This is a genomic window from Jidongwangia harbinensis (assembly GCF_020216025.1).
Lineage (GTDB): Bacteria > Actinomycetota > Actinomycetes > Mycobacteriales > Micromonosporaceae > Actinoplanes > Actinoplanes harbinensis.
On the sequence record NZ_JAIWNC010000023.1, the window covers coordinates 1 to 13,449 of the forward strand.

General features: G+C 64.1%; 11 protein-coding genes and 4 pseudogenes. 7 read left to right on the plus strand and 8 right to left on the minus strand.

Going from position 1 to position 13,449, the window contains the following annotated elements; all coding sequences use genetic code 11:
* From LDL48_RS25780 to LDL48_RS25795, 4 genes and pseudogenes are all read left to right on the plus strand, one after another.
* On the plus strand, positions 1–603 hold a 603-nt coding region (locus LDL48_RS25780), incomplete at its 5' end, for a transposase (RefSeq protein ID WP_225257809.1).
* Between the two features lie 6 nt (positions 604–609).
* Positions 610–1,017, plus strand: a complete 408-nt coding sequence (locus LDL48_RS25785; RefSeq protein ID WP_225257810.1) for a hypothetical protein — start codon at positions 610–612, stop codon at positions 1,015–1,017.
* 21 nt (positions 1,018–1,038) lie between these two features.
* Positions 1,039–1,752, plus strand: a pseudogene (locus tag LDL48_RS25790) (IS5 family transposase); the annotation flags it as partial.
* Between the two features lie 6 nt (positions 1,753–1,758).
* Complete coding sequence (locus LDL48_RS25795) at positions 1,759–2,166, plus strand: hypothetical protein (protein WP_225257810.1); 408 nt, start codon at positions 1,759–1,761, stop codon at positions 2,164–2,166.
* A gap of 59 nt (positions 2,167–2,225) precedes the next feature.
* Here the strand turns inward: LDL48_RS25795 and LDL48_RS25800 are convergent.
* Positions 2,226–2,333 (minus strand): annotated as a pseudogene (locus LDL48_RS25800) (IS5 family transposase); the annotation flags it as partial.
* Positions 2,334–2,524: 191 nt separating this feature from the next.
* Between LDL48_RS25800 and LDL48_RS25805 the strand changes: the two are divergent.
* Positions 2,525–2,722 (plus strand): annotated as a pseudogene (locus LDL48_RS25805) (DDE-type integrase/transposase/recombinase); the annotation flags it as partial.
* 73 nt (positions 2,723–2,795) lie between these two features.
* Here the strand turns inward: LDL48_RS25805 and LDL48_RS25810 are convergent.
* Genes LDL48_RS25810 through LDL48_RS25825 form a run of 4 tightly spaced genes read right to left on the minus strand, consistent with a single transcriptional unit; the run spans position 2,796 to position 5,398 of the window.
* Positions 2,796–3,593, minus strand: coding sequence for a hypothetical protein (locus LDL48_RS25810; RefSeq protein WP_225257812.1), 798 nt, complete (start codon positions 3,591–3,593; stop codon positions 2,796–2,798).
* A gap of 23 nt (positions 3,594–3,616) precedes the next feature.
* Positions 3,617–4,780: a hypothetical protein gene (locus LDL48_RS25815; protein WP_225257813.1), complete on the minus strand. Its 1,164-nt coding sequence runs from the start codon at positions 4,778–4,780 to the stop codon at positions 3,617–3,619.
* Positions 4,780–5,058 carry a hypothetical protein gene (locus LDL48_RS25820; protein ID WP_225257814.1) on the minus strand — a complete coding sequence of 93 codons (279 nt, stop codon included), beginning with the start codon at positions 5,056–5,058 and terminating at the stop codon, positions 4,780–4,782. Before LDL48_RS25820 ends, LDL48_RS25815 begins: the two co-directional genes overlap by 1 nt.
* Entirely contained in the window at positions 5,051–5,398 is a 348-nt protein-coding gene (locus tag LDL48_RS25825; protein ID WP_225257815.1) for an SAV_915 family protein, read from the minus strand. The genes LDL48_RS25820 and LDL48_RS25825 overlap by 8 nt, the downstream gene beginning before the upstream one ends.
* A 1,090-nt stretch (positions 5,399–6,488) precedes the next feature.
* Here LDL48_RS25825 and LDL48_RS25830 point away from each other — a divergent pair.
* Positions 6,489–9,068, plus strand: coding sequence for an NACHT domain-containing protein (locus tag LDL48_RS25830; protein ID WP_225257816.1), 2,580 nt, complete (start codon positions 6,489–6,491; stop codon positions 9,066–9,068).
* Between the two features lie 327 nt (positions 9,069–9,395).
* Positions 9,396–10,174 (plus strand): annotated as a pseudogene (locus LDL48_RS25835) (transposase family protein).
* A gap of 369 nt (positions 10,175–10,543) precedes the next feature.
* Here LDL48_RS25835 and LDL48_RS25840 read toward each other — a convergent pair.
* From LDL48_RS25840 to LDL48_RS25850, 3 genes are all read right to left on the minus strand, one after another.
* Positions 10,544–10,807 carry an IS3 family transposase gene (locus LDL48_RS25840; RefSeq protein ID WP_225257817.1) on the minus strand — a complete coding sequence of 88 codons (264 nt, stop codon included), beginning with the start codon at positions 10,805–10,807 and terminating at the stop codon, positions 10,544–10,546.
* Positions 10,783–11,115 (minus strand): hypothetical protein, encoded by a 333-nt coding sequence (locus LDL48_RS25845; protein ID WP_225257818.1) that lies wholly within the window; start codon positions 11,113–11,115, stop codon positions 10,783–10,785. Before LDL48_RS25845 ends, LDL48_RS25840 begins: the two co-directional genes overlap by 25 nt.
* Before the next feature lie 789 nt (positions 11,116–11,904).
* Positions 11,905–13,095, minus strand: a complete 1,191-nt coding sequence (locus LDL48_RS25850) for an AAA family ATPase (protein ID WP_225257819.1) — start codon at positions 13,093–13,095, stop codon at positions 11,905–11,907.
* Positions 13,096–13,449: the final 354 nt, after the last annotated feature.

Below are 13,449 nucleotides of genomic sequence, written 5' to 3' on the forward strand. Positions count from 1 at the left end.
TACTTCGCGTTGTGGCGTGACGACGGCACCGACCAGGCGATCCATGACCTGCTGCGCTGCCAGGCCAGGGAGAAGGCAGGCCGCCGGGAGGACCCGTCCGCGATCATCTTGGACACTCAGTCGATCCGGGCCGCCAACCATGTTCCGGCCATGACGACCGGCAAGGACGCCGGGAAGAAGGTGCCAGGCCGTAAACGCGGGCTGGCCGTGGACGCGCTCGGGCTGATCATCGCGGTGGTGGTGACCGCGGCGTCGGTCACCGACACCGTGATCGGCGTGCGGCTGTTGGACAAGGTCGTCGACCATAATCCGAGCGTCACCCGGGCGTGGGTCGACGCCGGGTTCAAGCATGACCTGGGCATCCACGGCGCGTTGCTCGGTGTCGATGTCGAGGTGGTCAAGCGGTCCGGCACCAGCAGCGGGTTCGTGCCGATCGCGAAGCGGTGGGTGGTCGAGCAGGTCAACGGCACGCTGATGCTGCACCGCCGTCTCGTGCGTGAGTATGAAAGCCGGCCGGAGTCGTCGGTGTCGCGCACGCTGTGGGCCTCGGCGGCCAACCTCGTGCGCCGGCTGACCGGCACCAGCACCCCGTCCTGGCGGTGAACGGGCGTGAACACCACAACCATCCTCGACCTGATCGCCGCCCGGGAAGCGGCCGCGTCGGCTGCCCTCGACGACTTACGTGAGCAGCAGGCCAAGCTCGCCGCCGAGGTAGCCGGCATCGAGTGTGAACTGGCCGATCTGGCGACGACCCGCCAGACCCTGACCAAGATCCTCGAAAACGAAGTGACCGCCTCCGAGCCGGCCATCATCAGCGAGCCCTACCAGCAGATCCTCGCCGTGTTCACACCCGACCGCAGCGCCCTGCGCGCGAAAGACGTCTGCCTCGCCCTGGGCATCGGCACCGAACCCAAGGACACCGAAGGCATCCGCGCCAAGCTGAAACGCCTGGTCAACCGGCACATCCTGACCGAGACCCAACCCGGCCTATTCACCCTCACCCCGGAACGGGCATAACCTCCCGGACCGCCCTCTCAGGGCCGCTACTCGTTGCGGGAGATCCTGAACTCGATCTTCTATCAGAACCGGACCGGCTGTCAGTGGGCGTATCTGCCGCATGACCTGCCGCCGAAGTCCGCGACGTACTACTACTTCGCGTTGTGGCGTGACGACGGCACCGACCAGGCGATCCATGACCTGCTGCGCTGCCAGGCCAGGGAGAAGGCAGGCCGCCGGGAGGACCCGTCCGCGATCATCTTGGACACTCAGTCGATCCGGGCCGCCAACCATGTTCCGGCCATGACGACCGGCAAGGACGCCGGGAAGAAGGTGCCAGGCCGTAAACGCGGGCTGGCCGTGGACGCGCTCGGGCTGATCATCGCGGTGGTGGTGACCGCGGCGTCGGTCACCGACACCGTGATCGGCGTGCGGCTGTTGGACAAGGTCGTCGACCATAATCCGAGCGTCACCCGGGCGTGGGTCGACGCCGGGTTCAAGCATGACCTGGGCATCCACGGCGCGTTGCTCGGTGTCGATGTCGAGGTGGTCAAGCGGTCCGGCACCAGCAGCGGGTTCGTGCCGATCGCGAAGCGGTGGGTGGTCGAGCAGGTCAACGGCACGCTGATGCTGCACCGCCGTCTCGTGCGTGAGTATGAAAGCCGGCCGGAGTCGTCGGTGTCGCGCACGCTGTGGGCCTCGGCGGCCAACCTCGTGCGCCGGCTGACCGGCACCAGCACCCCGTCCTGGCGGTGAACGGGCGTGAACACCACAACCATCCTCGACCTGATCGCCGCCCGGGAAGCGGCCGCGTCGGCTGCCCTCGACGACTTACGTGAGCAGCAGGCCAAGCTCGCCGCCGAGGTAGCCGGCATCGAGTGTGAACTGGCCGATCTGGCGACGACCCGCCAGACCCTGACCAAGATCCTCGAAAACGAAGTGACCGCCTCCGAGCCGGCCATCATCAGCGAGCCCTACCAGCAGATCCTCGCCGTGTTCACACCCGACCGCAGCGCCCTGCGCGCGAAAGACGTCTGCCTCGCCCTGGGCATCGGCACCGAACCCAAGGACACCGAAGGCATCCGCGCCAAGCTGAAACGCCTGGTCAACCGGCACATCCTGACCGAGACCCAACCCGGCCTATTCACCCTCACCCCGGAACGGGCATAACCTCCCGGACCGCCCTCTGAGAGGACGTCTGATTGACGTTGTTTGTGTGTTAAGTGGTTCTAACCGTATCGCCACGTTGGGGTGCTTTCGGCGGTGAGTCGTTTGGCGAGGTTGTCGATCATCGCGATGGTGATCATGCTGGCGGAGTTGTTGGGTCGGGTCTCGTATTATCCCGACGCTCTGGTTATCCCGAGCTGACCCGGTCTGGGCCGGGCAGCTCGGGATCTGGGTCCAGGTTGTTCGGGATAATCGGGTCTGTTCAGAGGCTGTCGAGGAAGGCCAGAACGGCGTCGGTCGGCTTGTAGCGTCCGGGTTTGGTGGCTGGTGGAGTGGTCCTGGCGAGGGCTCGTTCCTTCCGATTGAGGCCGATCACGGCCGGCTCAAGCGCCGGCTACGACCGATGCGCGGCCTCCAGACCGATCGGAGGGCCCAGGTGGTCATCGCCGGGCACGCCTTCGTGCAGAATCTGCGACGCGGCCACTACGACATAGCACTCGACAATCCGCCGGCCACACGACTCGCCGCCGTCTTCGCCGGACTCGCTCGAGTTATCTGACCAGCGGCGGCCGAAGATTCGTCGCGCTTGCCGAACAGATAATGCAACCTAGCCGCTTGTACTGCCCCGACCATCAACGGACGGCTTGATCGACACTGCGGAGTGCGGACCGCTTACCCGGGTGCTCGACGTAGAACTTGAGGGCCCGGTACGCGGGCAGCGCGTGGGCGCCGAGCCAGTAGGAGCGGGCGATCATGAAGGGTAGGGCCTGGCCTTCGAAGGTGACGAATCGGCCGGTGTGCCGTCGTTCTCGCGTGCCGGGAGTGGGCATGGCCCGGACCGTGATCCACGGGTTCCGGCCCTCCCGGGGCTGGACATCCACGACCGCGTCCCACGGAACGAAGTGCTCCAGGACGAGGGAGCGGTGGTAAATGCCGGTAGGGGTCAGCACGATCGTGCCCGGAGCCAGGCGCAGGAGTACGACGAGGAACCAGCCGGTGAAGACCGCGAACCCTCCCGCGATCGCGGCGACGATCCAGCCGGTCACCGAACCGGCGGCGGCCACCACCGCGGCGAATCCGCCGGCCAGCAGCACCACCAGTGCCAGCGTTACGGACAGCCAGTAGTACGGTCCGCGAGCGTACGGAAAAGCTAGCCCCTTCTCGCCCTTGTCGGTCTCTCCCAAAACCCGGACGTCGTCGGCCGGGCGGGGACTACGCAGACCGCTGATGGCGATGCCGGCGATGTGGGCGCCTAGGACAGCGCTCAGGCCGAAGACGACCGCCGGGACGGCGTCCCCGGTCACTGCCGTGGCGACTGCGGCCAGCGCCAAGCCGGCCGTGACCACCGTGAGGAAGGCTGCCGACAGCACCCGGACGGCGGTGCGACGCGGGGCCGGCCAGCCGGCGGGTGGGTCCTGGTTCTGATCCATCTCGGGTACGCCCTGTCGTGAAGTCAGAAGATACTGTTCCAGACCTTCTTCGCCGTGTCGCCGACCGCTTCGCCGGCGTCGGACACGCCTTCGCCGATCGCCTTGAAGCCGTCGTCGATCGCCTGCTGGGTGCCGTCCGGCAAGCGGTCGTAGGCGGCGTCGAGAGCCCCACTGGTCGCCATCCCGATGACGATGCCGGCTCCCGCGCCCACGACCGTGCCGACCGGCCCGCCGATCATGGTGCCCACTGCCGCCCCGGCGGCCATGGAGGCCATGGCGCCGCCGACACCGCTGACGACGGCCTTCCCGACGGGCTTGCCGGTATGGATGTCGTAGCCGATGTCCACCGCGGTGACGGCGAGGCCGATGACGGGAATGCGAGCCTCGATCTTGCTGCCGGCCCGCAGGGCTCTGCGTTCGAACTCGTCGGCCTCTAGGTACTTCTGCCAGGACGCGAGGTTGAGCGCCTTCGCCTCCGGCGATCCACCGCGCGATTTGAGATAGTTGTTGACGGCGTCCTCGGAGGCCGCCTTGAGCAGGTCGCTCTGCTTCTTCAGCTGGCTCACGTGCCGCGCGGCGAGACCGCCGATGACACCTTCGTTCACAAAGCCGGCGGCGATGATCACCGGCTTCTTCCGGAGGTCGTCCAGAGCGTTCTGAAGGGTGTCCTTGGCGAAGTCGCCGATACTGCGAGCCCACTTCGCCTGCGCCTCCGCCTGCGCGTATGCCGTCACCTTCGCCTGATGCTCGTGGTACGCGGTGACCTGGCCGTGGTACACCTGAGCCTGCTCCGGCGTCGCCGCCGCGGACAGCGCCGCCGGTAGCGTCGGGCCTGCCCCCGGGTCCAGGATGGTGGAGCCGGCCAGCGCAAGCCCGCCCTCCAGCGCGATGGCGCGAGCCCGCTGCATGCCGACCTGGGCCGTGGTGAGGTCGTCGGCGTAGGAGTTGAGCGACCGCCCCGCTCGTTCCGCGTCGGCGCGCAGGCGGTCGGCCTCGCGGGCACCGGCATCCAGTTTGCTGGAGAACGCCGGTCCGGCGTCGCCACGCCAGCCGCTCTCCGCCTCGTCCCGAACCTTGAACAGGTCGGTGACGGACTCACCGACCGCCGAGGCCAGCGACGCCGTCAGCCACGAGGCCGAAGCCCGGATGCTGGCCGGATCGCCCTCCAGTTGCGTGTCGATGGGCATCAGTACCCCCGGAACGTTTCCGCCGCCGCCTGGTCCCGGCCGGCGTAGTCCCGGCGGGCTTGGGCGACCGCCTCGCTGGCACCCTTCATCCCCAATACCAGATTGCCGGCGCTCTCGGTCAGGTGAGCGATCGCCGCACCGATGATTCCGGAGACCTCACCGGCGTCCGGCACACCCGGTGCCCTGCCGCCGACGGCATCGAGGGCGTCGGCCGACTCGCCCAGCCGGCCGGCTATCGTGTCCAGCGCACTCAGGTCCGCATCGGTCTGGTCAGCCATCGGCTTCGTCCCCGGTACGACGCAACTCCTCGGGAATGTCCAGATCGAGCAGCACCAGCTCGAAGCCGGTGATCGAACGCACCTGCTCCAGGTCCTTGGTGAGCATGACGGTCCACCGCTGGAACGGCCCACAGTGCGCGATCAACCGGTCCATCGCCGAATAGACCAGCAGCGCGAGTCGCCCGTCCCGTGTCACCCGGAGATCGATGGCGAGCTCGGCATCGGTCTCCGTCGGCGCACACGGGACATAGATGACCGGCGGGAAGGTGTGAGCCGGATCGTGCACACCACCGAGCAGCCGCTCGGTGTCCAGCGTGCCGCTCTCCGCAAAGCCACTCATAGACCGAAGTCTACGAAGTACACACCGCCTGACCTGCGTAAACTGGCCCTTCGACAACTTGCTCCTCGACCATACGCGCTACCCCCGACCCGGCGACGAACATGACGCCCCACTGCTTCGAACCTCGGCACTACGGCGTACGCCAGGCTGATGAATCAGACGGCCGAGATAAGAGGAGGGATACACGATCGCTGCCGTACCAGCCGACGCTTCAAGTTAGGCCTTGCATGGATTCGCCAGATCCTTGAAGTGATCTCGGACGTAGCCAGCTTCTTCTCCTTGTTCCCAGGTGCGAGTTTCATCGCTGTGCCGGGACGTGTAGAAGTCTTGAGACGTCCTTGTACCTAGGGTCCGGTGCTGCCTTCCTTGCCGGCAGTCTTTCCATAGCCGGTTGCCAGAGCGCGGAAGCCTTGGGCCACCGGTGACGTGAGACCCGGCCGTCCGTCGACTGTCGCCTCCGGGCGGCCGGGCTGTCACCCCGCGCATGGGAGGACGGCCAGTGGATCAGTCGTTGTGTACATCGCCGCAATTCCGAACGCCGTATATAGGCACGAGGCGCCGGAACATCCGCTTCAGTCCATTAAGAATTGCACCCTCAATCACGCGCAGTCAATGACGAGATCATGTAAGCCGATGTTTCATAGCCTCTGGTTACTGACCTAGCCGTTAACGCCGACCACATCTCCGTACAGGGACTCACCAATATCAGCCGTAGGATATCGCGGGCTGCGATGCAGCGCACGGGGCTCAGTAACGTCTATGATGATCGTCATCAGACTCGCTGACTCCACACCTCAAACCTCATGGCAAGCACTCATCCGAGTGATAGTTCCATCCGAAGTGCATGGCGTCGCTCAGAGTGGTGGCAGGCCCCGGCGGGTCTCTCAGTGCCAGGATGGGAATGATCTTTTCTTGGCGGTACGATCGTACCCCGCGATACTGAGCAGACAGGGAGGGTGTCATCGCGATCTCCGCCCTGGGCCTGGCAGCCGGCAAGGCTGCAACGCACGCGGCCACAAAGGCATTGACGCTTCTGGTGTCCCGGAAACTGATCACTCCACGGCAGCGGGCGAAGGTTGCCGAAGACGCTATGCGCATCCTGTCAACCGATCCTTCTGTAGCAGCGGGCCTCCCTAGTGAGAATTTCGTTAACGAGCTATCAAGCGTTCAGATTCGATCATTTATCGATTTTGTCGAATCAGCCCAATTCGGTCAGACTGTAAAGCAGGCAATGATCATGCCACGCAATGAGGAAACCACTTCCGCGCTGCGTGAACAGCTGCGTAGCGGTCTGCGGCATCGCCAAGCGTTCGACAGAGGCCAGCTGTTCACCGCGACGGATGTTCTGGAGCAAGTGGTGCACAGCGCCGTTGAGGCGATCACCCGTGCCTCTTCGCCCGGTTTCCAGCGAGACGGCTGGGCAGTGGTTACCGCCGCAAGCGTCGCCGCATCGGCGGTGCGCAACGGCGAACTGCTCGCAAGCCTCCGATCGACCTCGGAGATTCACAGCTTCGCCGAAATGCTGCGTAGTGCGGCCCAATTCGGGCATAGCAAGCTAGAGGTGGCGGCGAACGGCGCCCGCAGGAAGGTGGAGTACTCGCAGCTGTACGTCCCACCGGACTTGGCGTACTCACGGGTGCCCGCGCCAGGTTCACTTTTTGAGGGCTATGGCTCGTTGTCGGTCTCCGAACTGCTCGATCTGGAACGCAACTTGGTGATCCTTGGTGACCCAGGGGCAGGTAAGTCCACTCTAGCCGCGAAGCTGACGCACGATCTGGCGGCCGACGTCTACGAACGGCATCGCGGCCAGGTGCCCCTACTGCTCAAGGTCCGAGACTTCTCGCAGGGCATCCGCACCGACCACGAACCGCTGATGCACTACTTACATGCGTCGTGCCGGCGTCCCAGAAACTTGCTTCCTCCGCCCGGGGCGATCGAGTACCTGCTGCTGAACGGTCTCGGCACCGTCATCATCGACGGCGTCGATGAGCTAGGTGACAGTTCGGCGCGGGAATCGTTTTTCGACCTCGTGCAAGGTTTTGTCCATCTCTATCCGTTGGCCCGGGTGATAGTCACCTCACGGCGGGTGGGGTACGGCGAAGCCTCGCTGGACCCCAGCCTGTTCTCAACCTTTGAGCTGAGACCGTTCGACAGCAGCCAGGTAGCCGAGTACGTCGTACGCTGGTTCCGGCTGGACACATTCGGTGATGACAACGAGGCCGAGATACTAGCCGACGGCTTCATGCAACAAAGCGAACTGGCTTCCGACCTGCGGTCAAATGCGCTGTTGCTGTCCCTGTTGTGTTCGCTGTACTCAGCGGTCCGCTATATCCCCACAAATCGACCGGAAATTTACAACAAGTGCGCGAACCTGCTCTTCGAGAATTGGGATCGGCAGCGGGGGATCGAAGTTGCCCATCGCTACGAGTCGCATATCCGGCCGGCGGTACAGAAGATGGCGATCCACCTGTTTCGCGACGCGCAGGGCCGTCAGGCCCTGCCTCGCAGTGAATGGATGCAGTTCCTCACTAGCTACCTCCAATCGCGACGTTTCCCTAACGTACTCGATGCAGAGCTGGCAGCCTCGGACTTCCTCGACTTTTGCGCCGGGCGAGCGTGGGTCATAACCGATGTCGGATCCGACCAATTTGAACCGCACTACGGATTTGTTCACCCCACATTCCTGGAATACTTCACCGCAGCGCAACTAGTCAAAGAGCGCCCGCGTCCGGCTGAGGTATTTGGCAAGATCGAGCCGCATCTCGGCGACGTATCGTGGCGCATGGTGTCCCAGCTAGCCGTACAAATCCTGAACGACAGCTTCGACGACGGGGCCGATGAGTTGATCAAATTCATGCTGATCAATCACCGGGCGCGAGCTCGTACCCGGGCTGGCCAGGACGTCTACTTAAACTTCATCGCCTCGCTAATGGAGGTCGTTGCTCCACACAACGACAGTCTGGAGGATGCAGTAGGACGGATCGTGACGGCCTCGTGTCAGGTCCCGGTGGCGGAGCGCTTCACCACCCCCACTGAACCGGCGCCGCGAAAGTACGATCCGGTCGCCGCGGTCGGGCCGGTCGACGAGCCGTTCCTTGCACTGCTCGGTGTGACCATGGCGGAGAACGCCGAGCGGATCGCCTCTGCGATCGCGCGCAACCTATGGGCCTGCGCCGCCGACCCGTTAGCCCACCCGTCTGTCGGGCCGTTGTGGGTGGCTCTCCAACAGACGATTTGCGACAGCTTTGAAGTCGCCCGGACAGCGGCCGAACTACTCTCAGGCCAGCGCGTTCCAGCCGTCGTGAGCGACTGGCGACGCCAACTTCAATGGCCGGCGGCAGGTGACCTTGCAACCGGCGGCATCGCGGTGCTGTACCGGCAGATGTACTGCCTGGGTGTCCTGTCACCGACCCCGCTCAACGAAATGATTCACGAATTCGAGCGTGCCGCCGACGCCCCTACCGCACAACGGAGGGTTGCCCGGCGGATCAGCTTACAACTTCGTGATTACCTAACGTATTTGAATGCGCACCCCGACGAGCGTGCAGCGCTCGACCTATTGCCGAGTGAGATGCCCGAAGACACCTGGGTGCTGATCGTTCAGAATCCTGACTGGCTAGACTCAGAGGCCCGGCTGTCCCTCAAGTCCCTTCTCTGGAGACCACGTTAACGACACAGCCACCACCGACCGCTGTGCACAGCGTCAACTGCATCCTTGGGTGCCCTTGCCCAACGGCCACATGATGACCTGACGTCTTCGCGGGCTGGTGCCCCCGATGATATGGACGTGCGTTCCGACCGCCGGCGCACGGACACACCTCGAAGGGCGCAACAGCGTGGTTGCTGTTCGCGCGGTGAGCGTGCACGAGCAGTGAGCCTTTTTCATCGTGACGGCGCAGGTCACGGGCAGTGCGGGAGGCCGGTGTCCATGTAGGACGAGGCTCCCGGTAAGACAGCAAATCGACCAAGATCAGATGCCCCAACCGGGAGCCTCGCTGTGCTGTCTTACCCTGCCGCGATTCCGTTGTCCACCCGCAGCCTGAACCACCTCGCCGTCCTCATCCGGGCACACCGTGAGCTGCGGCGATCCCGATGGCGGCGCCTCGACCCCGGCCGGCAGGCCCTGCTCGCTCTGGCCCACCTGCGCAACGGTGACACCCTGACCCGGCTCGCCGCCGGGTTCAAGATCGGTGTCACGACGGCCTGGCGCTACGCCCGCGAGGCCATCGACCTGCTCGCCGCGACCGCCGACGACCTGGCCACAGCGATGGACAGGATCCGGCTGCTCGCCTACGCCATCCTGGACGGCACCTTGATCTCGATCGACCGGGTCGCCGACCAGAGGCCGTACTACTCCGGAAAGCACAAGCGCCATGGCATGAACGTGCAGGTCATCGCGGACGCGACCGGACGTCTCGTTTGGGCCTCGGCCGCTCTGCCCGGCTCGACGCATGACCTGACCGCCGCCCGCACCCACAGCATCATCGACGCGCTGACCAGCGCCGACGTCATGACTTTCGCCGATAAGGGTTATCAGGGTGCCCACGGCAGCGTGCGCCGTTCAAGCGGCGCCGCTTCCGGCCGAAGCTGTCACGCCGGCAGAAGACGGTCAACCGGGCGCACGCGAAGATCCGCGCCCGCGGTGAACGCGCGATCGCCACGCTCAAGACCTGGAAAATCCTGGCCAAGCTGCGCTGCTGCCCACGCCGCGCGACCGCGATCGTGCAGGCCATTCTCGCCCTGCACCACGTCGAAGCCAACCGCTACGCAGGATGAAAAGGGCTCAGTGTTGTAATGGCGCAGATGCCCAGCCAGCACCCCGTACAACTGGCGCTCGCTCCAGATCAGCGTCCAGTCCACACACTCGAACCCAACCGTGCGCACCCAGCGCTCCGCGTACGCATTCGCGCGAGGCGCCCGCGGCGCAATCTTCACCACGTCAATGCCCACCGCAACCAATACCGCGTCGAACGCGGCGCTGAACTTCGCATCCCGATCCCCGATCAGGTACCGCAACCGGCGTGCCTGTTCATCCAGTTCCATCAGTAGGTTCCGGGCCCGCTGCACCACCCACGCCCCTGTCGGGTGGGCGGTGATCCCCAGCAGATGCACCCCGCGTCGTTGAACGTCGACAACGAACAGTACCTACAGCCGAGTCAGGCCAACCGTTTCCACGGTGAAAAAGTCCGTCGCCAGCAGACCGCCGGCCTGAATGTGCAGGAACTGGCTCCAGCTCGGGCCATTACGCCGCGGTGCCGGCCCGAGACCATGCCGGCGCAGGATCCGCCGTACCGAGGTCGCCGAGACCCGCACGCCGAGGTCACGGCACTCCCCCACGATCCGCAGATACCCCCAGCGAGGGTTCTCCTGCGCCAGTCGCACCACTAGCGCGACAATCTCCTCGTCCACACCGCGCCGGTCACGACCGGAGGCGGATAGGTCCACCGGCGGGCGATCAACTCCCGACGCCATCGCAGCAGCGTCGCGGGTGTGACCAGGAAGACCGCCCAACGCTCCCGCGGCAACAGCTTCGCCAGCACAGCCAACAACATTCGGTCCGCCGGTGTATACCGCGGACGCGTCACCTGCCGGGCCAGCACCGCAAACTGATGCCGAAACACCGCGATCTCCACCGCATCCGCGTCCGGTGTCGGACCACAGCCCAACACCCCCAGAACCCGCCGAACGATCAACAACGCGACCGTATGAACCACCACACCACCAAGCCTGCCCGACCCGGGTCTCCCCAGGCCAGAGTCCTCACCCTGAAGTGGCACCCAACAGGCGCCCCTTCCGCCACTCGAATCGTCGGTGCGACGGTGTCGAACGGAAGCGCACGGTCGGTGACTCGTCGGGAGCCTCCTACGGCAGCGCGCTAAGAGCGGTGCGGAAATCTGAGAAGGAAGCGTTAGTGCCTTCGGGCTTGTCGAGGACTTGCAACTCGCGAACCTTGGCGAAGATCCCGGGAGCATCTGACTCTCTATAGTCGCGATACCTGTTGTTGCGGACAGCGCGTCGGAACTCCTCCTTCGCGTTCCTGATAAGTCCGGTGTTACGACCCATGTACCTCTGAGACAGTTTCCAATGTGACCGGTAGGCCGACACTGCAGTTGGCCACAGAAAAAGCCACGCTTCCATTTCCCATGCGGGCGTAACCGCAGTTACATCAAAACCTTCTGCGCGGAATGCCGTTTCAATCTCCTTGGCATCACCTACGTGAGCTGGAGTTACCGCGTCGCAATCCCGATGCACGAGCACGCACACCACGGAGGAAGTCGCCATCTCAGCGCGTATGACATCGCACATTCCGGACACGTGACTTCGGACGCTCTCCGGATTGGCGCCTTTGCTGAAGACTGGAGGTCGGCGAAGCGGCTTAACAGCGCCTGCGAACGTCGGAACAGCCGCCAATACGACCTCACGGATCGATCTGGTGTCGTTTTCATCTTCGCCGAATATTAAGATTGAGGATGCCCGGTCCCAAGGACCTGCGCGTCGGCGAGAACTCATAATGGCGTTCCGCCGAGCGATCCAGAGAACCACAGTTCACCCAATCCCAATCGCCCCTCAGTAGCCGCCTCCTTGAGCCGGATTTCCTCAGGGTCGGCCGCAGGAAGGATTGTTGACCCATCCTCCGATCGCTCACAAACTAGCAATTCTTCGGGCTTAAGCCGGTTCACGAGTGCAGGTGAGTGCGTCACGATGAGCAGTTGGGTACGCGTTGACGCCTCGCGCAGCCTTTCAACAAGCCTGTCCAACACGTAGGGATGCAATCCGTGATCGATTTCCTCAATGCAGGTCAATTGCGGCGGGTGCGGGTCGTACAACAGGGCCAAGAGCGCAAGTACCCGTATCGTGCCATACGATGTATCTGCCAAGTAGGTATTCGAACGCAGGCCTCGCTCAACCAGCTTCACCGCCATGGATGGCGCGGGCCCATCGATTCCCTCAAGCTCAATAGATTCCAGGCCCGGAACCATTGCACGAGCATCGTCAAGGAAGTCGCCATATACGTCGTCGTCCTTCATCAGTTGCATGATGACAGACGCGAGATTGCCCGCATCGGGAGAAAGCGACCGTTTCGAGATGCGCGACGGCTGTTTGGCTGATTCGACATCAGGGTTGAACACCCGAAAGTTACTGAAGAGTTGAGCCACACGATCAATCTCCTCGCCCCCCTCACTCTTGGGGAGTTGGCGGAGAGCGGCGAGTGCCAGAGTGTTGGTGCTCAGATGTAAGCTCTGTTCCGGATCCTCGGACCCACTTGTGACCCGGATGAATTCAGCCTTCCCACCACTAACCGTGATACGGCGACCTCTACCAGCTGTACGCTTAAACGTGAATTGCTCTTGGCGTACCAGTACGCGACGCTCGCGTGACGCTCGCCGCGTCCAAAATGACAGGCGGTACTCATCAGGAGTCTTCTCGTGACTATAGCGCGTAACGTTGGCCTTGACCTCGATCGCCACCGCGCCCGTAGTATCGCCTCTGAAGCGCACACGATCGTAACCGCCGCGGCGTTCAAGCGCCGACTGTAGATCGTGGCGCGCGGAGTCGCCGAGGAAGGCAATAAGGTCAAGGAAGTTGCTCTTGCCCGCTTGGTTGGGCCCCACGAGGACATTCAAGGGTTGGAGTTCTACGGATACCCGTTTGAGACTCCGAAAGTTCTGAGCGCTTACGGACAGCAAGGGACGCACGTGACGAGCCTACATGCATGAGCAGACGTAGCGCTCTAAGCAGCGAGGACCTGACTGCCTGCTGCACGCTGAACGAACGTCGCCGCGGCAGGTTAGAGCCCGGCGCCCGCCCTGACCGACAGGCACGACCGGCCGGCCGCAGCGCGGACACGCACTGACGTAGATTAAGGCAACGAGTCGTGCCGACGATTGCGGTTAGTTAAGAGTCGGCACGGCAAACCCGCACGCGACAGGGCCGGATTCCTCCCGCACGGTCGACACCAGCCCAGCCGGGCCAGCACGCTCACCCCAGGCTGCAGCACCCGCTCCCGGCGTAACCGCGCCCGGGCATGCTCGAACAGCGCCACTGCGCCC

Excerpts from the sequence above, each read along its gene's own strand:
- LDL48_RS25810 (WP_225257812.1), bottom strand. The coding sequence starts at position 3,593 with ATGGATCAGAACCAGGACCCACCCGCCGGCTGGCCGGCCCCGCGTCGC.
- LDL48_RS25815 (WP_225257813.1), bottom strand. The coding sequence starts at position 4,780 with ATGCCCATCGACACGCAACTGGAGGGCGATCCGGCCAGCATCCGGGCT.
- LDL48_RS25820 (WP_225257814.1), bottom strand. The coding sequence starts at position 5,058 with ATGGCTGACCAGACCGATGCGGACCTGAGTGCGCTGGACACGATAGCC.
- LDL48_RS25825 (WP_225257815.1), bottom strand. The coding sequence starts at position 5,398 with ATGAGTGGCTTTGCGGAGAGCGGCACGCTGGACACCGAGCGGCTGCTC.
- LDL48_RS25830 (WP_225257816.1), top strand. The coding sequence starts at position 6,489 with ATGCGCATCCTGTCAACCGATCCTTCTGTAGCAGCGGGCCTCCCTAGT.